The sequence below is a fragment of the Halobaculum limi genome (assembly GCF_029490015.1).
GTDB classification, from domain to species: Archaea; Halobacteriota; Halobacteria; order Halobacteriales; family Haloferacaceae; genus Halobaculum; species Halobaculum limi.
In genome coordinates this window covers 774496-794962 of the sequence record NZ_CP120468.1, presented here as the reverse complement: position 1 = coordinate 794962, position 20467 = coordinate 774496, and the positions used below count along the sequence as shown (strand labels likewise).

Annotated in this window: 18 protein-coding genes; 7 read left to right on the top strand and 11 right to left on the bottom strand. The window is 63.3% G+C overall.

What is annotated here, in order from left to right; genetic code table 11:
- Positions 1 to 524: 524 nt before the first annotated feature.
- The 7 genes from P0D77_RS03940 to P0D77_RS03910 all read right to left on the bottom strand — a co-directional run bounded on the left by P0D77_RS03940 (position 525) and on the right by P0D77_RS03910 (position 8819).
- Positions 525 to 893 carry a helix-hairpin-helix domain-containing protein gene (locus P0D77_RS03940; RefSeq protein WP_277554879.1) on the bottom strand — a complete coding sequence of 123 codons (369 nt, stop codon included), beginning with the start codon at positions 891 to 893 and terminating at the stop codon, positions 525 to 527.
- Between the two features lie 305 nt (positions 894 to 1198).
- A complete protein-coding gene (locus tag P0D77_RS03935; RefSeq protein ID WP_277554878.1) occupies positions 1199 to 1504 on the bottom strand; it encodes a hypothetical protein in 306 nt (101 codons plus the stop codon).
- 122 nt (positions 1505 to 1626) lie between these two features.
- Positions 1627 to 3408 carry a DNA-methyltransferase gene (locus P0D77_RS03930; RefSeq protein WP_277554877.1) on the bottom strand — a complete coding sequence of 594 codons (1782 nt, stop codon included), beginning with the start codon at positions 3406 to 3408 and terminating at the stop codon, positions 1627 to 1629.
- 56 nt (positions 3409 to 3464) lie between these two features.
- Positions 3465 to 4208 (bottom strand): hypothetical protein, encoded by a 744-nt coding sequence (locus P0D77_RS03925; RefSeq protein WP_277554876.1) that lies wholly within the window; start codon positions 4206 to 4208, stop codon positions 3465 to 3467.
- Positions 4209 to 4219: 11 nt separating this feature from the next.
- Positions 4220 to 6277: a hypothetical protein gene (locus P0D77_RS03920; RefSeq protein WP_277554875.1), complete on the bottom strand. Its 2058-nt coding sequence runs from the start codon at positions 6275 to 6277 to the stop codon at positions 4220 to 4222.
- A gap of 696 nt (positions 6278 to 6973) precedes the next feature.
- Complete coding sequence (locus P0D77_RS03915) at positions 6974 to 7984, bottom strand: tyrosine-type recombinase/integrase (RefSeq protein WP_277554874.1); 1011 nt, start codon at positions 7982 to 7984, stop codon at positions 6974 to 6976.
- Between the two features lie 376 nt (positions 7985 to 8360).
- Positions 8361 to 8819 (bottom strand): deoxyuridine 5'-triphosphate nucleotidohydrolase, encoded by a 459-nt coding sequence (locus P0D77_RS03910; protein ID WP_277554873.1) that lies wholly within the window; start codon positions 8817 to 8819, stop codon positions 8361 to 8363.
- 228 nt (positions 8820 to 9047) lie between these two features.
- Here P0D77_RS03910 and P0D77_RS03905 point away from each other — a divergent pair, with 228 nt between their 5' ends.
- The 7 genes from P0D77_RS03905 to P0D77_RS03875 all read left to right on the top strand — a co-directional run bounded on the left by P0D77_RS03905 (position 9048) and on the right by P0D77_RS03875 (position 14389).
- Positions 9048 to 11033, top strand: a complete 1986-nt coding sequence (locus tag P0D77_RS03905; protein ID WP_277554871.1) for an aconitate hydratase — start codon at positions 9048 to 9050, stop codon at positions 11031 to 11033.
- A 228-nt stretch (positions 11034 to 11261) separates the two neighbouring features.
- The gene (gene rimI / locus P0D77_RS03900; protein WP_277554870.1) at positions 11262 to 11816 is read left to right on the top strand and encodes a ribosomal protein S18-alanine N-acetyltransferase; all 555 of its coding nucleotides are present in this window, start codon (positions 11262 to 11264) and stop codon (positions 11814 to 11816) included.
- 49 nt (positions 11817 to 11865) lie between these two features.
- Positions 11866 to 12363 carry a DUF5810 domain-containing protein gene (locus P0D77_RS03895; protein WP_277554869.1) on the top strand — a complete coding sequence of 166 codons (498 nt, stop codon included), beginning with the start codon at positions 11866 to 11868 and terminating at the stop codon, positions 12361 to 12363.
- A gap of 59 nt (positions 12364 to 12422) precedes the next feature.
- The gene (locus tag P0D77_RS03890) at positions 12423 to 12905 is read left to right on the top strand and encodes a DUF5809 family protein (protein WP_277554868.1); all 483 of its coding nucleotides are present in this window, start codon (positions 12423 to 12425) and stop codon (positions 12903 to 12905) included.
- A 31-nt stretch (positions 12906 to 12936) separates the two neighbouring features.
- On the top strand, positions 12937 to 13335 hold the full coding sequence (locus tag P0D77_RS03885; RefSeq protein WP_277554867.1) for a hypothetical protein: 399 nt from the start codon (positions 12937 to 12939) through the stop codon (positions 13333 to 13335).
- The gene (locus tag P0D77_RS03880; protein ID WP_277554866.1) at positions 13332 to 13922 is read left to right on the top strand and encodes an NUDIX hydrolase; all 591 of its coding nucleotides are present in this window, start codon (positions 13332 to 13334) and stop codon (positions 13920 to 13922) included. The genes P0D77_RS03885 and P0D77_RS03880 overlap by 4 nt, the downstream gene beginning before the upstream one ends.
- A gap of 95 nt (positions 13923 to 14017) precedes the next feature.
- The gene (locus tag P0D77_RS03875; RefSeq protein ID WP_277554865.1) at positions 14018 to 14389 is read left to right on the top strand and encodes a rhodanese-like domain-containing protein; all 372 of its coding nucleotides are present in this window, start codon (positions 14018 to 14020) and stop codon (positions 14387 to 14389) included.
- A gap of 6 nt (positions 14390 to 14395) precedes the next feature.
- Here the strand turns inward: P0D77_RS03875 and P0D77_RS03870 are convergent, their stop codons facing one another.
- From P0D77_RS03870 to P0D77_RS03855, 4 genes are all read right to left on the bottom strand, one after another.
- A complete protein-coding gene (locus P0D77_RS03870) occupies positions 14396 to 16489 on the bottom strand; it encodes a CARDB domain-containing protein (RefSeq protein ID WP_277554864.1) in 2094 nt (697 codons plus the stop codon).
- A gap of 158 nt (positions 16490 to 16647) precedes the next feature.
- Entirely contained in the window at positions 16648 to 16941 is a 294-nt protein-coding gene (gene yciH / locus P0D77_RS03865; RefSeq protein ID WP_073307091.1) for a stress response translation initiation inhibitor YciH, read from the bottom strand.
- A 124-nt stretch (positions 16942 to 17065) separates the two neighbouring features.
- Entirely contained in the window at positions 17066 to 19393 is a 2328-nt protein-coding gene (locus tag P0D77_RS03860) for a transglutaminase TgpA family protein (RefSeq protein WP_277554863.1), read from the bottom strand.
- On the bottom strand, positions 19390 to 20466 hold the full coding sequence (locus P0D77_RS03855) for a DUF58 domain-containing protein (RefSeq protein WP_277554862.1): 1077 nt from the start codon (positions 20464 to 20466) through the stop codon (positions 19390 to 19392). The genes P0D77_RS03860 and P0D77_RS03855 overlap by 4 nt, the downstream gene beginning before the upstream one ends.
- Between the last annotated feature and the right edge of the window lies 1 nt (position 20467).

Below are 20467 nucleotides of genomic sequence, written 5' to 3'. Positions count from 1 at the left end.
TCGGCTGTTTGGGCGTTGATCGCATTGGGTGTGGCAACGTCATCGTAGTTGTGCACTGTGATTGGATTTTGATTCATGTTGGAGGACGCGACAGGGGACCGTTCTAAGTCATGTCGTGCTTACGAGAATATAGCACAGACACGACATTAAGGGTTTGGACCAGCTATCGAATAGCTGGAAAATAGTGTGTTTGCTCACGAAATGGGGTGTGTTCCTCGGGACTGTGTCGGCTTTCTACCTATTCTCCGACACGAGAGAACCCGAGCTCTTGATCCGATGGAACAAACTTGTCGTCCTTCGCATCTTGGATTCCGCGCCAGAGATCGGTGTCTTCCCAGTCGATGTCAGCCATCGTCGTCCTCACTGCGTGGTTCCCGGTCCGGCGGTAGTTCTGTATGTCTCAGCTCTTCAGCCTTCTCAGCAGGGCCCCACCCACCATATCGATCGGTCGAAATCCCAAAATAAGCCATTGACAGGTGGTAGAACACAGACTGTTAAATATTCTAACTATCCTTCGACACTGCTCACAACGACTCTCGCAACGACACAGCACGCTTCTCGCCAACACCAGGAACAGAAGTTAACTCCTCGACGCTCGCTTCGCGCACGTCATCAAGCGTGTTGAAACGTGCAGCGATATCCCAGGAAATGTCTTCTCCGATCCCGGACACGCGCTCTACAGCAGAGCGGATGTGTACTGCTTCGGGGTCCTCGAGTACATCCAGTCGCCGTTCGAGTTCGTTGATATCGATCTCGCCGGTGGCGTACCGGTGTTCTGCACGTTCTGTCGGTGTCAGGTCGGGGTCGCGCCACTTCTGGAGTTTGTCGTAGACGGCTATACATGCGAACACGAGGAGGAGCGCAATGCCGAATACTGGGTCTGTCGCAGTCATTGATCTATCATCGCCCCACTCCGCGAGTTGGTGCGGGGCCGGTGGTACCTCCCCCACCACGATTCATCGACTCACCCCGTAGCGATAATGGCGTTTGAGGAGTGTGTCAACACCGATTACTACCAACGACAACGTCGCGGCCAGAGCAAGGAATGCGAAGACCGCGAGTGGGATCCAGTATTGTCCGATACAGCCTAAGATGCCCTCAGGCACGCACGTCGCTTGGTCATAGATGTACCACACACCGAAACCGACGTACACAGCAATCGTTGTGAGAGCGTTGAAGACGTGGGCGAACCGCTGGATCATCGGTCTGCACCCCCGTTTAGACCGCTTGTAATCCCGTCCACAAGGTCAGAGTTGATGTCGTAGTCGAGTAGTCCACGGAGTAGGCCAGTAATCATCTCGTGGTCTACTCTATGCGGGACGTGGTCGGTGTGGTTGGCGTGTCGGCGACACAGCCAACGGTAGGTGTAGCTCCCGTCAACGGTGTTTACTTCGTACAGTCCGAGGGCGTGATCGCCACAGGGCGTCGATGCATCATCTCCTGGTGCTTCACAGAATCGGTGTTCGTCGATCGCGTTGGAGGGTATTTTCTTCTTCGATCCCATATGTAATAATATCAGCAGATGAGTAAAAGCGTTCGGCGAATGCACCGTTAACAGGGGCTGAACTAGCCGCTACGCGGGTTTCGAGGAGAAGCTACAGTCCGTCTAGATCGGCGATATCCCGCTCAGTCGTCAGCGTCGTCAGCGTCGTCAGCGTCGTCATCCCAGTGTGTTGTGTCCAAATCTGCTCCGTAGGCATCGTATCCCAGCTCGCTCGCCACACCTAGGGTAGTACCGGAACCAGCGAACGGGTCAAGCACTCGACCAGGGACAGGGTCAGCATCGCATTCGCACGACTCCCACGACACCGTCTGGCGTTGTGGGAAGGTGAACTCTCTGAAGTACCCACCGAGCACATCCTTTGCATCGTCAGCGAGTTCCTGCACAGACTTCTCGTTATGTCCAGCACCCGTCTGGTATTCGAGTGCTTTTCCAGCATCAGAAATACCAACGGCCTGAACGGCTCGTAGGTGCTCGGACCCGAGTTCATCGGACTCAATGAACTTCTTGATGGCTCGACGAGCCTGGTCACGTCGGGGATTCAGCTTGTAATACTCGTATTTGATCAGATGCCGGACCAACTCCTCACTGGATGCATCGCTCACCAGACCGCGCATATCTTTGTTCGTAACTCGGCGATGCGGCTCCCCGCACTCATCACAAACAGCTGGGGGACAGCCGAGTGCAATTGCTCGAGAGACCAACTCACGAGGGAACGGAGCGAGGTGGTTTCCAGTATTGCGATCGTGAGCAATTTCCCAGATATCGTCAGGGTTCGATCCAGTGTCGTAGATGTCGATATACCCTTCACGGTCATAGAAGTAGTCGTCATTCAGCACGAGGTGGAAAATCTGCTCGTGACGATTGACTAGCCTATCGCTGACGGGAGAGGGTACGCCGTTGGGCTTCTTCCATGTGATTTCGTTTCGGATCGTCCATCCACGATCCTGTGCCTCCTGTGCGAACAGACCTGGAACTCCCTGTAGCGATTTGTTTTTGAACGTGTCGCCGATATTCAAGAAAACTGAGCCAGTAGGCCGGAGGAATGCCTTCCAGCGCTCAAGGGCATCAACAAGATGCGTAACATAGTCCTGTACCTTGGTTTCCTGCCCAAGCTCGATTTCTTCACCGTCGTCGAAGTACTTCCTCTTCTTCCAGTAGGGAGGAGACGTGAGAATGAGGTCGATACTATCTTCCTCGAGAGGGATATCATCGGCTCGGTCGTGATCAGTCTCTGTGTCCTCAGGTGTGATGTACCGCGCATCAGCCTCAAACACAGTTGCCTCTCGCTCATCAGGGTCCCACTGGTCACTGCCCTGTATTTCTCGGACAGTATCTACCGGAGGAGTGCCGATTTCGTGTTCGCCGAAGAACTCCTGAAGTGACTCATCGATGCTCTCTAGTTGTTCGTTATCTGCTCGGAGTCTATTCGCGAGTTCAATCCGGAGTGGTTCCGCATCTTCGTCTTCGTGTTGTTTTGGACGGATTGCTGCTGTCAGGAACTCCCGATAGCTCTGTTCGTAAGGGTATTTGACAGACTCTGTGTCGAGGTGCTTCCCGAGAGTTTCGGCAACACCGTCAGCCGACCAGTAGCCCTCCTCTCGCAATTCATAGTGCCTGGTGAGGTCGTCATATAGAGCATGTGCAAACGCAGCGTTGTCAAGAAGATACGTTTCGACACTCGTTGTCGATGGCGAGGGAGTCGTGACCGAACCACCGTCACTACTCACGCTGGCATCCTCACTGAACGAGTCAATATCTGCATCGGTGGTCTGGACCAGCAGATTTTGGTTCAGAACGAACTCGTCGATGCACTCGGCAAGGGTTGTGGCGAAGTCGGCAACTGACGGGTCATACAGGTAGAAGTCTTGAAAATTCGAGGGTAGTGAATAATCCTCGTCAGCCATTAAGTGAACCGGGGGCAGGGATGCCCTTTAACATACCGACCAGCGTCGCCGTACTGCTATTCTGATTCGAACTCCTGTAGAGCTGTCTTGATGCGCTCGTTACTGGGGATGTCCTCCTCAGCAACACGGCACAGAAGGTACACGTGTCGTACGAACTTGACCTTGGAGCGGGCAGAATCATACGTCTGGAAGCGCCGATTGATTTCCTCTGCCACGGTCTGTAAATCCGGGTCTGGCTTCACGTCTTTCCAGACCCGGATCTCGCGGTTCATTGGGAAGAACCCGGCATCTTCGGCGGTGTTGAGGATCGCTCTGGCTTCGGCGTCGGAGTCGGCGTAGTACCCGATTTTTCGAACGGTTGTTACGCGGTCCGTGTCGGGGACGTCGCGGTCAGGGAACAATTCATACACACGCTTGGCGTCACTTACGATGTTGTTGTTGACGTTTTCATCGGGAATGAGCTCACCTAGCTGTTTGTACGAGTACTCATCGAGTCCGCTAGCTGCCTCTCGTGTTTCAACGAGGCGTCCCAACTCCCAGTACCACTCAACGGTCCCTTTACCGTACTCCTCACTGAGGTCGTCTACAGACGTGAGAAAGTCGCCGAAAACGCTGGTGAACGCAATCCGAGCGTCGTTTTCTTCCTCGGATTCGTCGTAGAAGGCTTTGCTACGATTTAGAGCGACCTGCTTTTGAGTACGGCGGCGGCCCTGTTCAACGATCTCAACGCTCCAGACGTCTTCTTCAACGACTTTCTCGTAGACGAAATCGATCAGTTCGCTATTGCTTTTGTTGGTCATAGCTGGTCAGTTTAACTGACGATGCCTTCGACGTTCTGTTCGAGCTCGGCGTAGATCTCTTCGTGGTCCTCGCGAATGTCGTACGCCTCATCTAGGAGGGCATCGATGTCAGCTGTTCCGTCTGCGGCTTGCTCGAGCCGTACGAATTTCAGTTCTTCAATCATCGCACGGGCGATCTTCTTCGCTCCGAACTCCTGGTGTCGAGTTTTGCGCTCCTCGTCGCTGCTCGCCTGCTCGTAGATCTCCCGCCACTTCGGATGTGCCTTGTTGATGTTGACCGTGAATCCGCCACCATCATCGAGGTACGCATCAGCGAAGATCTTGCTCCCATCGTGCCCGAGCTCGTTGATCTTGTTGAAGATGGAGGCGCTTTCCTCAACCGTGTTGGTATCACCGTCTCCGTCACCATCACCGTCTCCGTCGTTGTCTCCGTCGCCAGGACCACTTCCTCCCTCACCATTGGCTTTCGGAGTCCCTTCACCGCGTGGATCCACACCGACCGGCTGGTTCAGGAAACTGCTATCGATCTCGTCATCGTGTGTTGGGGTCCAAGTCTCAGGGTCCTCGTCAGCCGGAACAGCAGCGATCGATGCTTCAAGCTGGTACCACCCCGGTTCCGGTGCCTCCCAAGAGAACTGGGCTGTTTGCACTTCATCCGGAGTGGCCTCTACCACACCAGTCGCATCGATTTCAGGAATCCCCGCCACGTCACCGCGGATATCGATGTCGTAGATTACATACTCATCGCACTCAGGCGTCTTCGGCGGATACACGCGGACTTCTGTGGTGACTTCTCCAACTTCTGCGGGGTACTCCGTCGGGTTGAGAGTCAGTAGCGACCCATTCTCCGAGCGAAGTTCATCTTCGCTCCCCTGTGTGTCTTCAGTTGACAGCTCTCCCTGCTGCTGGAGGTTGAAGAACTCCTCGAACTGGTGGTTGTCAAGCCCATCGACCGCTTGGTTTACCGTGTCTCGGAGCAGCCTGTTGATTTCCTGCTCTTCACTAGCACTGCCTTCGGCGAAGTGCTCGATGTGTACCTCCTGGGCTGGAGTACGAAGTCCAGTTTGGCGGTTCCGGATCTTCAATTTCTGGTGAGAGGAGTCCTCAAGCTCAGCGCAGTTGTCGATGCGACACCAAGCAATCATTTCGGGGTTACTCCCTTTCAGCGACCGAATCTTCGGGGAGTAGCTATCCACCATCATAACCGGGCCGTCGAAGTGTTCGTTACCCTTGAACAGAGCAATGCCTTCCCATGGGTAAGACTGTGCAGCCCGCCCGAACACGACGTCGGTGATTTCGTAGGTTTCGTCGTAGATCTCGAATTCGTGGGAGTCGATGGTTTCCACACGCTCTTCGATCAGGTCCTCGAGGGGCGTGACGTCGAGAGTATGCGTTGTTACCTTGCCGTCCTCTTCGATGATATACTCCAGAGTAACATCTGGTCGGCTGAACAGGGGGGTGAAGAGTTCAGTGAGCGTTTCCTCGACGGTTTCCCAGTCGGAGAGGTTGTGGAGTGCTTCAGCGTTGAGCCCGTGGAGACGCAGCACCGTACCCTCAGGGCCGCTCAGCAGCGGTGCGCTGTTGATGACATCCTCGTCTTCATCGTCGGCAACGTCCGATGGGTTGAGTGTCTTTGAGACTCGTCCGCGGCTTGGGTACACGATCTTCGAGAGGCGCTCTCCGTCAAGATTGAGCGTCTCGATGTACATCTTCTCGGTCTTCGCTGCAACCGCGAAGAGTCCACGGCCTTTTGAGCCAACACCGGTTCCGCGAGCCTTGGCCTCAGACGTGGTGTCGATCTCTGGGACTACTTCGTCCATCACGTCTCGGGGGATGCCACCTGCATTGTCGGTGATTTCCGCGTATCCCTCGTCTACGTTGACTCGAAACTGGATTCGGAGCTGTCTGCTTTCGTCCAGTTTCTCCTCAGCGAGGTACCGGGCGAATTCGTCCTGGGAGTTCTGGATTGGTTCCACCAGTTCGGGCGGTCGCCTGGCGTCGTAGTTGTCTGCGATGTGCTTGATCAGGGCAGGCGTGTTCGCCCCAATCTCCTCAGTCTCGATGGTCATGTTACTAGGTTTGCAGTAGCCCGTGGTTAAGAAGATACCTTGACCGGAGTGAAAGTGATTGCCATCAAACGAAATTTGTCAGTTAGGCTAAATTTAGAACCGGGCTGTGCTATCTAACCGCATTGTGTACGTAGCTTTGCCCGACTATCGCCTGTCGGGTGGGTCTACGGTTGTATGATCTCATCGAGCGGGACCCCGAGCCACTGTGCTACCAAACGGGGGACGAGGAACCCAGTGACAACAAACGACGCAACGGCTACCACGGCGATGTCGAGCGGGTGAATGCTGGTAAATAGTCTCAGAATAATGTACCCCGTTGCTGCGCAAAGGATTACAGAAGACAGCATTGCGGCTGTCACTGACTCTTGTGCTGGCGTCACGGGCTCACGATCGGTTACCACCGTTGAGAGTTATGGATGTACCAAGCATATTCACCAGCGATAACGTACTCACATTTTCGTGTGCCTTCTTTATCGACCAGATCACGCAGCGGGTACGGGGCTTGCGTCTCGCCTTCGTACACGTGCTTATTTGGGCATTCCTCGCGAGCGCGGTGGCGGGCGTGCCGTATCGATTCTTTTCGGCTATTGAACATATCTACCCTACCGCGTGCATCATTGTTCTCGGTTATTTCTTCAACTAACCATATTCCAGAAGTCGGCACACTTTGCCCCTCACACGTCAGGCATCATACGGTTACTGGTCTACGATGTCGAGGAACTGTCTACGCGACTCCATTTTTTGGCGCTCACTGCGCTTGTCGTAGTGTTCTTCGATCACATCAGGGGACACGTCCATACGACCGGAGACGGTGGTTTCATCGACCCCTTCGGAGAGCCAGTGCGTGATAGACCCTCTGCGGATGGGGTGAGGAGACAGTGATGACGGGCAGTCGAATGCGTTTTCGTACTCAGTTGCCCCGCAGTCATCAGGGTCGCGCCCGTGCGGGCAGTCTCGCCCAACCATACACGGGCGTGTCCACGCGTAACTACACCTCCGTACCGACTGGCGTGCCACACGCCCCTGTGTCGTCGCCAACAACGGCTCTCGACCGTACTTGTCCGTCACATCTGGGCGTGCCTCATCGATCCAATCTTGGAGCACCTGCGCGGTCTCAGCACGAATCGCCACCTCGCGCTCCCCACCCGACTTGTTCTTCAACGGCGTGTCGGTCTCAGGTCGGTGACGAAGGGAGAGATGTCGTTTGTCAGGGTGTACATCCCCGACATCGAGCGCACGAAGCGACCCGAGACGCAGCCCGCAGCGCCACGCGAGCATAAACTGGATGTGCGCGCGACTGCAGTACTCCCAGCACTCCAGGTGAGCGAGGATGTCCTGTGCGAGGTCTGCATCGAGCATATCCTCCTTGCTGCGCTCACCTTTAGGGACACGTATCGCCTCGATCTTCGTGTGGAGGCCTTCATCAACAAGTTCGATGCGCCCGCAGAACCGCAGGAACACCTTCAGCGTATCCAACGAGGCTTTCAGCGTTAACGGTTCGATGCCGTCTGCACGCCAGGATCGGTACTGGTGGATATGCAGCCCGGAGAGTTCGCTCATCGACTCGATATCTGCCTCCTCGCACCACTCGATGAAGAAGGAGAGGCGAGATTGGTGGCTGTAGACGGTGGCTTCTGCTGCGGTGCCGGTCTTCCTGTCTTGGAGGTACAGCTCGACTGCTTCGCGTGGTGTAACGTCGTGGTCCATGGTGTGTTTGGCGACGACACGCCAGAGGGTCCACGCAGCACCGACGCGCAAGGCATTCCTCTGCGATGGAAGAGAGGGGGTTCGAATCCCTCCCAGCCCGCTGTTTTACGCGAGTAAAGCGAGTGTGAACAGCGTTCGCTGGAGGGTTCAAACTACGGCACGAGTGAGCGGGGCGAACGAAGTGCAGGTGGTTCGAATCCCTCCCAGCCCGCTTCTGTGCGCCGCACAGCGACGAACGAAGTGAGGAGCCGCGGCGCACGAACGGTATCCGAAGGATTCGAATCAGGGAGTGAAGCGAGCGAACGCGAGCGAAACGACCGCGGTTCGAATTCCTCCCAGCCCGCTTCTCCCAGTGTTATGGCGGCGAGCGAGTCGGCTATCCCTCCCCCTGATACGTCCCGTCGTACTGCCCCTCGTGGTCTGCGTCGGCGAGGACGAACTGCGCGATGCGAGCGCCGGGTTCGATCTCGATGGCGTGCCCGACTTGGAGGAGTCCCTCGCCGCGACCCTCGTAGCCGGCGTCCCAGACGGCGGTGTTCAGCATACAGGAGTTACGCAGCAGCGACGACCGCGGGTAGACGAAGCCGACGTGGTCTTCGGGCACGCGGAGTCGCTCGCCGTACTTCACCACGTACGCGCCCGGGTCGAGGCGGTACAAGCCGTCCTCGGGGTCAACTTCGATTCTGTCACCGACAGTCTTCCCCTCGCGGGTGATGCGACCGGCGTCGGCTTGTTCGTACACGCTCTCGATGGTGAGGTCGACACCGTTCGGTTGGACCTGGTCCTCGCGAAGTGGCGAGAGGTTCTTGGCGACGTTCGCACCGGATTCGAACATATCCGTGGAGGGTACAGGCCGACCGAAAAGCCCGCCGGTCGCCAAGCGTCGGAGAACTGCCGAGCGCGATCGTCCAGTCGAGGAAATAGTTGCCGGACGAACGAACGATTTACCGGCAAACGAGTGGCCGTTTTTCGTAATAATTGCCGGACGGAATGGGAGTCTATCACGAACGTCGGAATAAGACTCGCCGGATTTATATCCGCCGGGAGAAGATACGCGAACGATATGGGACAAACGATTACGGAGCAGATTCTCGGCGACCACCTCGTCGAGGGCGAGCTGACACCCGGCGAGGAGATCGGGATCGAGATCGACCAGGTCCTCACGCAGGACACCACGGGAACGATGGTCTGGCTCCAGTTCGAGGCGCTGGAACTGGACGAAGTCCAGACCGAACTGGCGGCGCAGTACTGTGACCACCAGACGTACCAGTTCGACTTCAAGAACACCGACGACCACCGCTTCCTCCGCTCGGCCGCAGGGACGTTCGGCGCGTACTTCTCTCGCCCCGGCAACGGCATCTGCCACCAGGTCCACAAGGAGAACTTCGCGGCACCCGGCAAGACGCTGCTCGGCTCTGACTCGCACACGCCGACCCCCGGTGGACTCGGCCAGTTCGCCATCGGTGCGGGCGGTCTCGACATCGCCGTCGCCATGGGTGGCGGCCCCTACTACGTCGAGATGCCCGAGGTCGTGAACGTCGAACTGACGGGCGAACTGCCCGAGTGGGCGACCGCGAAGGACGTTGCGCTCCATCTGCTGGGCGAGTTGACCGTCAAGGGTGGCGTCGGCAAGGTGCTGGAGTACACCGGCCCTGGCGTCGAGAACCTGACCATCCCCGAGCGGACGACCATCACCAACCTCGGCACCGAACTCGGTGCCACCTCCTCCATCTTCGGAACCGACGAGAAGACGAAAGACTGGCTCGCGCGCCAGGACCGCGAGGAGGAGTTCGTCGAACTCTCGCCCGACGAGGACGCCGAGTACGCCGACACCATCGAGGTCGACCTCTCGGACCTGGAGCCGCTCATCGCGAAGCCGTCGATGCCCGACAACGTCGTGCCCGTCCGTGAGGTCGCGGGCGAGGACGTCGAGCAGGTCATCATCGGCTCCTGTACGAACGGCGCCTACGAGGACATCCTCCCCGGCGCGAAGATGCTGAAGGGCCGCGAGGTCGCCAAGAAGACCGAGATGATCGTCGCGCCCGGCTCCAAGCAGGCCTCCGAGATGCTCGCCCGCGAGGGCTGGACCGCGGAGATGATGGCGGCCGGCGTCAACTTCTCCGAGGCGACGTGTGGTGCGTGTATCGGCATCGGCCACGTGCCCGCCTCCGACTCCGTCTCCCTGCGGACGTTCAACCGCAACTTCGAGGGTCGCTCGGGCATTGAAGACGACTCGGTGTTCCTCTGCTCGCCCGAGGTCGCGACTGCCGCGGCCATCACCGGCAAGATCATCGACCCGCGTGACCTCGCCGACGAACTCGGCGACCTCGAGGCGCCTGGCCTCGAGATGGGCACGAAGTACGGCCCCGGGATGGGCGAGTCCGACCCAGACATCATCAGCCCCGACGAGGCCGTCGACGACGACCTCATCAAGGGCCCGAACATCGGCGACGTCCCCCTGAAAGACGAGCTCTCGTCGGACATCGCCGGCGAGGCGCTCCTGAAGATGGAGGACAACATCACGACCGACCACATCATCCCGGCGACGGCGGACATCCTCAAGTTCCGCTCGAACATCGAGAAGCTCTCGGAGTTCACCCTGAGCCGCGTCGACGACACGTTCGCACAGCGCGCGCTGGACGCCGACGGCGGCTTCCTCGTCGCAGGCGAGAACTACGGCCAGGGCTCCTCGCGTGAACACGCGGCCCTGTGCCCGATGTTCCTCGGCATCGAAGGTGTGCTGGCACAGAGCTTCGCCCGCATCCACAAGGCGAACCTGTTCAACTTCGGTCTCGTGCCCCTCACCATCGACGAGGAGACGTACGAGAACATCGACCAGGGCGACGACGTCGAAATCGTCGACGACGTGGGCGAGGGCGTTCGCAACGGCGACACCGAGTTCACCATCCGCGTGAACGACGACTGGGAGGCCACCGCGCACCTCGACGCATCCGAGCGCGAGCGCAAGATCCTCGCGGCGGGTGGCAAGCTCTCGTGGACGAAACAGCAGCACGAGTCCGGCAGCGGCGCGGCGCCCGCTGACGACTGAAGCGTCGTCGAGCGAAGCGAGACGACGGATTCACGGCGGCGCGCTTACGGGCGCGCCGCCCACAAAGCGAGTCGGCCTCGTCGACTCGGACGAACGGCGTTCACGAATCGCGTTGCGATTTGTGCGCTCGCGAGACCAACCACAACGAGGCCTCGATACCCGGCTTTTGCCGTTTTTTCGACACGGATCCGCCAGTCGACTTATCACCGCCAACTCCAATGGCTAGCCGTGACCACCTCGCGCGGCGCTGCCGCGGGCGATGACGAGAACGGTGAGCCACGCATCCGCCCCGCGGGGCGGGCGGATCTGCTCGCCGTCTTTCGCATCGAGAAGGCCGTGTTCACCCAGCCGTGGCCGTTCGCGGCGTTCGAACGCCTCCTCGATGCGCCCGCGTTCCTCGTCGCCGAGGGCGACGACCCCCCGTCGTCGGAGACAGCTATCGACGCCGGTGACGTCCTCGGCTACGTCGTCGGCGACGTGACGCCCAACCACGGACAGGACATCGGCCACATCAAAGACCTCGCCGTGCGGCCGGACACGCAGGGGCGGGGCCTCGGTCGGCGACTGCTTCGGACGGGCCTGCAAGAACTCGCCGCGTCGGGCGCGAGCGTCGTGAAACTGGAGGTTCGCGAGACGAACGAGCGTGCTCAACGACTGTACAGCGACGAGGGGTTTCAGCCGGTGCAACGGGTTCCGGGCTACTACGGCGACGGAGAGGCGGCGTTCGTGATGCGCCTGGACTTGGGCGAGTGGGTACGCGGGCAAAACGTCGACCCCGAGTAGTCCGCGCCGACGAGGGAGGTTTTTGCGTCTCGGTCGCCGACGACTGGGTATGGGATACGCGTGTCCAGTGTGTGCGACGCCGCAACGAGACGGCGAGCATCTGGCGAATCACCTCGCGTTCACGGCGATGCTCCGCAGCGACGACCACGAGTCGTGGCTCGACGACCACGTCGACGACTGGGACGACCGGACGCCCGCAGACCTCGCAGCGGTCGTGACCGACTACGCCGAGGAAGCCGAGTACGACGAGGTGTTCGAGGACACGACTGGGGGACACGCACACGACCACGCACACGGCGAAGACGCACACGCCGACCCGGGCCGTCCAGACGTTGGACAGCAAGGCGGCATCGGCGGCGTCGCGGAGGCCGTGACCGACGAGGCGGTTCAGTCCGTGCTGGAGGACGCGCAGGAACTGACCGAAGAGATGTACGGCCTCCGCGAGGAGACAGACGAGTCCGAGGCCGACGGCTCTGGTACCGGCGAGGGAGACGACGAAGACGGCGAGCGCACGGACGCGACAGCGGACGACGACGGCGAAGAGTGACCGACTGCGGCCCGTTCCAGAAGGGAACGACTCTTTGAAGCGACGCACGATTCGTGAGTATGGACACCGAAGGAACGCTCGCGCCGGAGACACCGGCGGCCGCCCGCGAGGAGTACGAGACGCTCGTGCCCGCGGCGAAGGTGGCCGTCCGTGAGGCGGCGAAGGCGATGGAGTTCGACCGCGAGGAGTACAGCGACCGCGTGACCGGCGAGGTCATCGAGACGGTTCGCGACGCACTGTTCGCGTCGCTACTGCGGGTTCACGTCGGCACGAGCGACGAGTACGAGTCGTGGCTCGACGACAACCCGGAGTACGAATCTGATATGGCCGGGAGCGAAAACGTCGACAACGTCGTCTGGCACGCCGTGCCGTTCGCAGGCGTCGTCGTCGCGGCGACGTGGCAGGCCGAACGCGAAGCGGCGCTTGGCACCCTCCGACGGCGAGCGTTCGGACTGGTGTATCGCCAGCACCTCGACGGCGAGGGTGACGGAGCAGACGCAGACGACGGTCCCGACGACACACGCGACACCGACGAGGCATAACGGGTTTGCGCGACCGGACCCTACTGTGGGTATGCGCTCGGTCACGCGGAAGTTCCTCGTCGGCCTCCTCTTGGTCGTCGTCGCCCTCCTCGCACTCGGTGCCCTCCCGTCGTATCTCGGGGCGGGCGACCCCTACTACCTCACCGTCTCGCCGGCCGCGGCCGACGGTCCAGCCTACACCCTGAACGCGAGCGAGGGCGGCATCGCCGAACGGCGCTTCCAGTACTTCTTCGCCGCCGTCGGGTCGAGCGACGGCCGCTCGGATCCGTATCAGCGTGGACGATTCGGCATCAAAGAGGAGTTCACGCACTCGCCGTTCGACGAGTTCGCCACGTTCCGTGAGTTCGCGCCCGAGGGAGCCGTCGACGGCGACGCCGTCTTCGTCCGGTACAACGATACGCGCTACCGCGTTACGGTCGAGCAACCGTGAGTTCCTGGGATTCAGACGAACCCGACTTCGACGACGGACGACGACACGACTGGCCGGGCGACCCCGAGTGGCCCGTACTCGAATCTGTCGTCGAGTACGAGACTGGCTGGCAGACCGCCGGCTACGACCTGGTCGAACACCCCGACGGGTCGACCAAGAAGTACTACTGGTCGGAGTTGGCGACAGCGGTGGTCGTCGTCGCTCGGGCGGAGGACAGCCTGTTGATGGTCGAGCAGTACCGCCCGACCGTCCGAAACACGCAACTGGAACTGCCAGCCGGCATCGTCGACGAGGGTGAGTCGTACACCGAGGCGGGGCGCCGAGAACTCCGCGAGGAGACCGGCTTCGAGGCCGCGGGCGTCTCGCTGCTCGGAGAAGTGCAGTGTACGACGGGGCTGCTCCGCCACACCCGCGGATTCGTCTTCGCAGAGGGATTAGAGCCAGTCGGCCAGGAACTCGACGACAACGAGTACCTGATTCCCCGAAGCGTTCCCATCGAGGAGGCGCTGGACGTGATCCGGTCGCCGCCGACGAACGACGCGACGCTGGAAGGCGTGCTGTTGGCCCGCGAAGAAGGCCTGTTGTAGCCGGCGGGCAGGCGGCCCGCACGACGCCGACTCGGTCGTGTGCGGTGGTCTCCGGCTACGGAGGGCTTTTGGTCCGCCACCGGCACCCCACGACCATGGACGGAGAGATCACCCCGGAAGAGGTCGAACAACTGCTCGCGGCGGACGCAGATGTCCGCGTCGTCGACATTCGTTCGCCGGGGGCGTACGCCCGCGGTCACATTCCCGGTTCGGAGAACGTCCCGTTCCAGCAGTTGCCGAGTCGCGTGGCGACGCTCTCGGGGAGCGACCGCATCGTCACCGTCTGCCCGCACGGGAAAGCGAGCGTGCAGGCCGCGAACCTCATCAAGTCGTTCGAGGGGACGACCGACGCGCGCGTCGAGAGTATGGCCGGCGGCCTCGAAGCGTGGGGCGGCGACCTCGAATCCGGCGCGAGCGAGACGAGTGAGTCGAATGACGCCGACGAAGGACCGCAGTCGCCCTTCTAGCGACGTTTAGCGAGAGCGCCCGCGACGGCCACGTCCGACCGCGAGCGCCGCCGCCGCCAGTAGCGCCGCCGCCGCGACGACGACGCCGAATCCGCCGACCGGAACCTCGGTCAACTGCGCGGCCGAGTCGGCGACCACGTCGGCGGCCGCCGGTCGCTCGACCGTCAGTGACACCCGCGCGTCACCGACTGAGAGGGTACGCTCGCCCGGCCCGTCGAGGTCGATGGGCACCCGGAGCGTCACCGACTCGCCGGGCGCGACCCGGACGCGCTGACTACTCGTGCGTTGGCCGTCGACGGCGACAGCGACGACTCCTTCGGCGGGCACGTCGCCCGGTGCGGCCACCGACGCCGTGAGTAACACGCGCTCGCCAGCGGTGACGCGCGTTCGATTCACCGTCAACGAGGAGATGGTCGGTTCGACCGGGTCGCGCACTCGTATCTCGTACGTTCGATCACGGATCGTCATCGTGTGCGTTCCGGCGGTTTCGGGCACCCACGACAGCCGTTCGGTCGTGTTCGCACCCGGTGGGATCGACCCGTTGGCGGTCGAGACCGTTCGCCCGTCGACCGCGAGCGCCACGCGGTAGTCGCCGGTGGCGGCGCCGGTGTTCGCGACGTCGACCGGGACGGTCAGCGTCTCGCCGACTGCCAGCGTCGCCGGCGTCGCGAGCGTCGTGTTGCGGTACGGGCCTGCCGTCGTGACGCGCGAGGGAGCCGTGACCGACACGCGAGCGACGGCCGCGTCGAACGCCGCTTCGTGGGCGTCGGCCGACCACATCTGGGGGGCGGCCTCCGTGCGTGTGAACCGGCGGGCGGCGTCGCCGGTCGCGTCGCCGCCGGCGGCCGAGACGAGCGAGAGGAACCGCTCGCCCGACACCGGCCCGTCTTCGGCGTTCAGTCGACGCACCACGGTTGCGAACGTCGCACCGTCGCCCGCGAGTCGGATGCGGCGGTCGAGGTCGCCCGCGACGAGCGACCCCTTGCGGTACGGCGTGCCCACCGTCCACGTCGACTGGTCTGCGAGCACGTCGTCGTCGTACGGGGCGCGCGCACCCTGTTCGAGGTGGCGCGCGAACGCCGCGAAGTCGATGCGCTCCTGTTGGAGCGCCAACAGCGCGGCGTAGTAGTCGGCCGCTCCCTCGATGATCCACTCCGTTTCGGCGGTCGGCGTGAACGCCTGTCGGGTGTGGACGTACTCGTGGAGCCACGGACTCTGGGCGTCGTCGAGGGGTTCGTCGGCGCGAACCCACGCGTCGGCGTCGGCCGTCTGGAGGCCGCGAACCGCCCAGTCGACGCCCGTCGGCGCGGCGACGAGGAACACCGTCTCGTCGCGGTCGCCGACGCGAAGCGACGCCGACGCGGACGCGAGCGAAGAGAGGATAGCCGACTGCGAGACGGTCAGTTGCTCTTTTGCCGCGGCCGGGACGACGAGTCGAAGCGTCTGTCCGTGGTCGGTTCGCTCGCTGACCGTGTGTTCGCCGAGGAACGCGACGCGACCCCCGACCGCGCCCGGCCCGTCTGTCGTGGCCGTTCGCTGGAGGTCGACGCGGTCGCCGCGATAGCGCCACGCGACGCTCGGACTCGGCGTCGCTACGAGCGCCCACGGCCCCGTGTCGACGAACAGGTAACCCTCGCCCGCCTCGGCGGCCGCCCGCGAGGGGGGTGCGTCTTCGAGGGTAGGGTGGAGTCGGCCGGTGGTCGTCGTTCGGTTCGCCGGGAGCGTGTAGCTAATCGTCGCGGTAGCCGTGTCGCCGTCCCACTCGTAGGTGCCGTCGCCCGTCGCGGTGAAGCCCTCCGTCGAGACGGCTTCGGCACGCGTCGTGAGCGTCGTCTCGAGGTCGACGACGGAGTCGGGAACCTCGAAGCGGAGCGTGACCGCCACCGCGCCCGGTTGTGCGGGCGTCAACGCGAGCGTCGTCGTGAGTCGGATGTCGTCGTCGGAAATCGCGCCGGTGTCCGACGAGAAGGGGGCGCCTGCGGGCGAGGCGGCGGCGACCGTCGTCTCGTGCCCGCCGACGGGAGCGAGCGGGGTGGCGTGCGCGACGGGGGCGACGACCAGACAGACGAGCACGGCGACCAGGAGGGCTCGCTGACGCATTGTGTGGGCTTCGCACGCCCACGTATAGCCATTGTCGGTGAGTATCACGTGGTTGTGATGTGCGCCGCTCGCAGGGCATTGGCGGGCGCGCCGCTGGACGAGTGAGAAAACAAAAAGACTGCAGTCGACTCGACGGCGGTGTTAGGTCGGTCCGGAGGTCACGCGACGTTGAACCCCTTGTCGCGGAGGAACCCCTCGACACGGCCGCTGTGGTTCCCCTGCAGTTCGATCGCACCGTCTTCGACGGTGCCCCCGCAGGCGAATTTGGACTTCAGGTCGCTCGACAGCGAGTCCATATCCACGTCCTTTGGGTCGAACCCTTCGATCACCGTTACCTCCTTTCCGTACCTGCGCTCGTCGATGCGGATCGAAATCTCCTGAGACTCCTTCGCGACGTCCTCGCAGACGCAGAGTTCCTCAGGGAGTCCGCACGTCGAGCATACCTCGGACATTTCCGGTCGAACGTACAAGAGCGCCATATTAAATCCTGTCGGGTGTTCGCACGCGAACTGCACTTCGTCGCCGGATTCGGGTCGTCCCACCCGAACGTGAGGCGTCGACCGGCCGGCAGCGACGCTACGAGGGCTTGCCCGCCCCGCCGAGTCGCCGGAGGACGGGCGCGTGTTGGCGGACGAGGTCGTCGACGGCGTCGATTGCGTCGCGTGCCTCGTCAGCGTCGACGCCGCGGCCGTAGCGGGCGTGTTCGTACGCGTTTGCGACCGTCTGCGCACGCTCTCCGAACCGCTCTCGCGAGAGCGCCTCGACGAACTGTCGCGGCGTCTCGCCGGGTCGACGCGGCCGGTAGACGACCGCTGCGAGGTACTCCAGGCGGCGGAACGCGCGTTCGGCGTCGGTTGCGGGGTCGACGCGCGACTGCCGGAGGAGCCACCACGTCCGCTTGGCGCGTCCGGTCACGCCGAAGCGGCGCGCGCCAGCGATCAGTCCGACGAGTGCGGCCGCGCCGACGGCGACGTCGTCGCGCGTGGGCGTCCAGACCGTATCCTCGCCGGAGCCGTCGCCGCCGCCCGCGCCCGCCTGCGTCACGTTCGCGGTGAGGCCGTCGCCCGCGGTGGCGATGCCGGTGACGTTCCCGAACTCGTCTTGGCCGGGGTTGATCGCACCGATGTCGGGCGTCTGCCCCGTGGGCGTCGTCCCGGCAGCCTCCGTCGGCGTCGCCGTCTCGTAGGTGCTGTCCTCGGAGCCGTTGACGTCGACGTTCTCTGCTCCCTCCGCGCGGGCGGTGTCGACGGCGGACTGCTCGGCCGCCTGACGCGGGCCGGCGGGCGTCGGGTCGAACCGAACCCAGCCGTGGTCGGGGAAGTACACCTCGACCCACGCGTGAGAGTCGAGGCCGCGCACGACCCACTCGTCTTCTGCGACCTGTTGGCCGGACGTGTAGCCGACGACGAACCGCGCGGGCACGCCCTGCGTGCGCAGCATCGTCACCATCGTCGTCGCGTAGTAGACGCAGTAGCCCGCGTCCATCTCGAAGAGGAAGCGGTCGGCGACGTTCCCCTGCGGGTTCGGCACGTCCAGCGAGTACTCTTTGGTGCGTTCGAGGTAGCGCTCGATGGCGACGGCCGCGTCGTAGGGGTTGCTGGCGTCTGCCTGCTGTAACACCTCGGTCGTGCGCTCGCCGACGCGGTCGGGTGTACTCGACGGCAGTTGCGTGTACCGTGAACTGACCGCCGTGGGGTAGTCCGTCCCCGCGCGCCGGAGGTCGCGGGTCGTCGCCCGCGGGCGTTCGCTGACGACCGTGTAGGTGTCGTTCGCGAGCAGGGTCGTCCCCGCGCGGAGGCCGTCGTGGTCAGTCACCTGCGCGGTGTCGGCGACGCGCCCGCGGAGTTGGACCGGCTTCCACGCCGCCGGCACCGCGTCGAGTTGGCTCTTGACGGTCACCTGCTGGACGAGGCGCTCGCTCTCGCCCGGTGGCCCGCCGAGCGACGAGTCGGTGTACGGACTGGCGTCGCCGGTGCGGACCCAGCCACTGCCGGTGTAGCGGTCGTAGGAGCCGACGCGCCAGTACTCGCCCGACTCCGCTTGGACGGTGAATCGAACCTCCGGCGAGAGGCGGATGGAGCCAAGAACGCCGACCGAGTCGGCGTTGGTGACGAGACTCGACTCGACGCTCGGGGAGGCGCCGCCGGGGAGCGCGGGGTTGGACCCAGCACCGGGGACCGCGGTGACGACGGTAGTGGTGACGACCATCACGGCAATGACCACCGCCAGCGTGTCCCACTGGGCGAGCATCCCGCGCATCCCGGAGGCGTCGAGGCCGGCGAAGCCCACGGCGACAGTGAGGCCGACCGCCGCGGCCAGTCCCACCCACGGGTCGGCGTCGCCCGTCAGCAAGAAGAAACCCGTCGTCGCCGCCGCCACCGTCGCCGCGCCGACGTACCGGCGGCGCACCAGCAGGTACGTCGCCAAGAACGTCGGGATGGGGACGAGAAACAGCGCCCACGCGCCCGCGTTGAGCAGTCGCAGCACCGACAGCCCCGACAGCAGGGCGAATACGTCGGCGACGACGCGCCCGACGGTGAACAGCGCACGCGCCGACGGCGGCACCGACAGGAAGTAGCCACCGAGCGCCAGCGCGAACCCGACGCCGGTGAGGAGGAGCGCAGTTCGCTCCTGGAGGAAGCCACCCAGCCACACCGCGACGATGACCACGGCCGTCACCTCCATCAGTAGGAACGTCGCGCCGCCGACCACGTCGACGACGTGGTAGAACACTGCGAGGAACGACGCCATCGCGAGGACGACGCCGACGGCGGGCGGGCGGCGGACGGCTCCCACCAGTGAGAAGCGAGACGTCTTCCGGTCGGGCTTTCGGCCGTCGCGGGAGCGGTCAGTGTCGCCGCCACCGCCGAGACCGCCGAAGCGGTCGCCGATGGGCGTGCTCATACGGTCACCTCCCGCGTCTCATCTTCACGCTCGGCGCGGGGGTCGGGTCGGGAGACCCCGTACGTCGCCGGGCGGTCGTCGCGGAACTCCTCGAAGCGCATCTCGCGTTCGCCGACCGTGACGGCGACGCCGTCGGCCTCGCCGTACACCGTGATGTCGGCGTCGTCGGAGGCGACACGGCCGGGACCGATCACCGCGAGGCGTTCGAGCATCCGCACCTGACTCCCGCGTTCGGGGCCGACCGCGAGCGTCCCGTCCGGCAGGCGAACGTCCACGGGCACGCCGTCTTCGACGAGTGCGAGCGCGAGACTCGCGGTCGTCTCGGCCATCCCGTCGGCCGCGCCGGGTGCGGCGGCGGCACCGGCGGCGATGGAGACGGCTTCCGTCTGCGCCTCCGCGGAGAACTCCTTCACGATGAGGTCGTCGCGCTTGGCCGTCGACTTCCAGTGGACGTCGCGCAGTGAATCGCCGGGGGCGTACTCACGGAGGCGGTCGAACTCGCGGCGCTCCTCGTGGATGCCCGTCTCGTGCAGGGATCGAAGGTCTCTGCGGGCCCACCCCGCGATAGCGTGCACTTCGGGGTAGACGAGCACCTCCGCGGTCTCCGAGGTAGACAGGTCCGTCTCTGCGAGGCCGAGGACGTCGCGGGCGGTCACCTCGGCGGGGCCGAGGCGGTGGCGACCGCGCGCCTCATAGGTGAGGTCGTACTCAATAGGGGCCGCGCCGACGACCGTCTCGAAGACGAGGCGGTCGGCGGTGACGCCGTCCTCGACCTGTTCGCGGACGCGGCCGCGGAAGGGCCGCTCCATCCCCTCGTCGGGGTCCGGTCGAGGACCGTCGCGGTCGCCGAAGAGCAGCCGCGTCGTGTACGTGCGGCCGACGTGGTCGTCCGGGGGAACCTCCCGGCGGGCGACCGGTGGGTCCGCCCAGCGGAGTTGGAGGTACGCTGCCGTGAGGGCGACGAGTGCGGGGACGACCGCGGCGTTGAGCGAGCGGGGGCCGTAGGCGATACCCGATAGCATCGCAACGACGACGACGCCGACGACGGCTTTTCCGCGTCGCGTGAGCCGCATA

Excerpts from the sequence above, each read along its gene's own strand:
- P0D77_RS03875 (WP_277554865.1), top strand. The coding sequence starts at position 14,018 with ATGGACGGAGAGATCACCCCGGAAGAGGTCGAACAACTGCTCGCGGCG.
- P0D77_RS03895 (WP_277554869.1), top strand. The coding sequence starts at position 11,866 with ATGGGATACGCGTGTCCAGTGTGTGCGACGCCGCAACGAGACGGCGAG.
- P0D77_RS03855 (WP_277554862.1), bottom strand. The coding sequence starts at position 20,466 with ATGCGGCTCACGCGACGCGGAAAAGCCGTCGTCGGCGTCGTCGTCGTT.
- P0D77_RS03915 (WP_277554874.1), bottom strand. The coding sequence starts at position 7,984 with ATGGACCACGACGTTACACCACGCGAAGCAGTCGAGCTGTACCTCCAA.
- P0D77_RS03925 (WP_277554876.1), bottom strand. The coding sequence starts at position 4,208 with ATGACCAACAAAAGCAATAGCGAACTGATCGATTTCGTCTACGAGAAA.
- yciH (WP_073307091.1), bottom strand. The coding sequence starts at position 16,941 with ATGTCCGAGGTATGCTCGACGTGCGGACTCCCTGAGGAACTCTGCGTC.
- P0D77_RS03870 (WP_277554864.1), bottom strand. The coding sequence starts at position 16,489 with ATGCGTCAGCGAGCCCTCCTGGTCGCCGTGCTCGTCTGTCTGGTCGTC.
- P0D77_RS03860 (WP_277554863.1), bottom strand. The coding sequence starts at position 19,393 with ATGAGCACGCCCATCGGCGACCGCTTCGGCGGTCTCGGCGGTGGCGGC.
- P0D77_RS03905 (WP_277554871.1), top strand. The coding sequence starts at position 9,048 with ATGGGACAAACGATTACGGAGCAGATTCTCGGCGACCACCTCGTCGAG.
- P0D77_RS03935 (WP_277554878.1), bottom strand. The coding sequence starts at position 1,504 with ATGGGATCGAAGAAGAAAATACCCTCCAACGCGATCGACGAACACCGA.
- P0D77_RS03940 (WP_277554879.1), bottom strand. The coding sequence starts at position 893 with ATGACTGCGACAGACCCAGTATTCGGCATTGCGCTCCTCCTCGTGTTC.
- P0D77_RS03920 (WP_277554875.1), bottom strand. The coding sequence starts at position 6,277 with ATGACCATCGAGACTGAGGAGATTGGGGCGAACACGCCTGCCCTGATC.
- P0D77_RS03930 (WP_277554877.1), bottom strand. The coding sequence starts at position 3,408 with ATGGCTGACGAGGATTATTCACTACCCTCGAATTTTCAAGACTTCTAC.
- P0D77_RS03890 (WP_277554868.1), top strand. The coding sequence starts at position 12,423 with ATGGACACCGAAGGAACGCTCGCGCCGGAGACACCGGCGGCCGCCCGC.
- P0D77_RS03885 (WP_277554867.1), top strand. The coding sequence starts at position 12,937 with ATGCGCTCGGTCACGCGGAAGTTCCTCGTCGGCCTCCTCTTGGTCGTC.
- P0D77_RS03910 (WP_277554873.1), bottom strand. The coding sequence starts at position 8,819 with ATGTTCGAATCCGGTGCGAACGTCGCCAAGAACCTCTCGCCACTTCGC.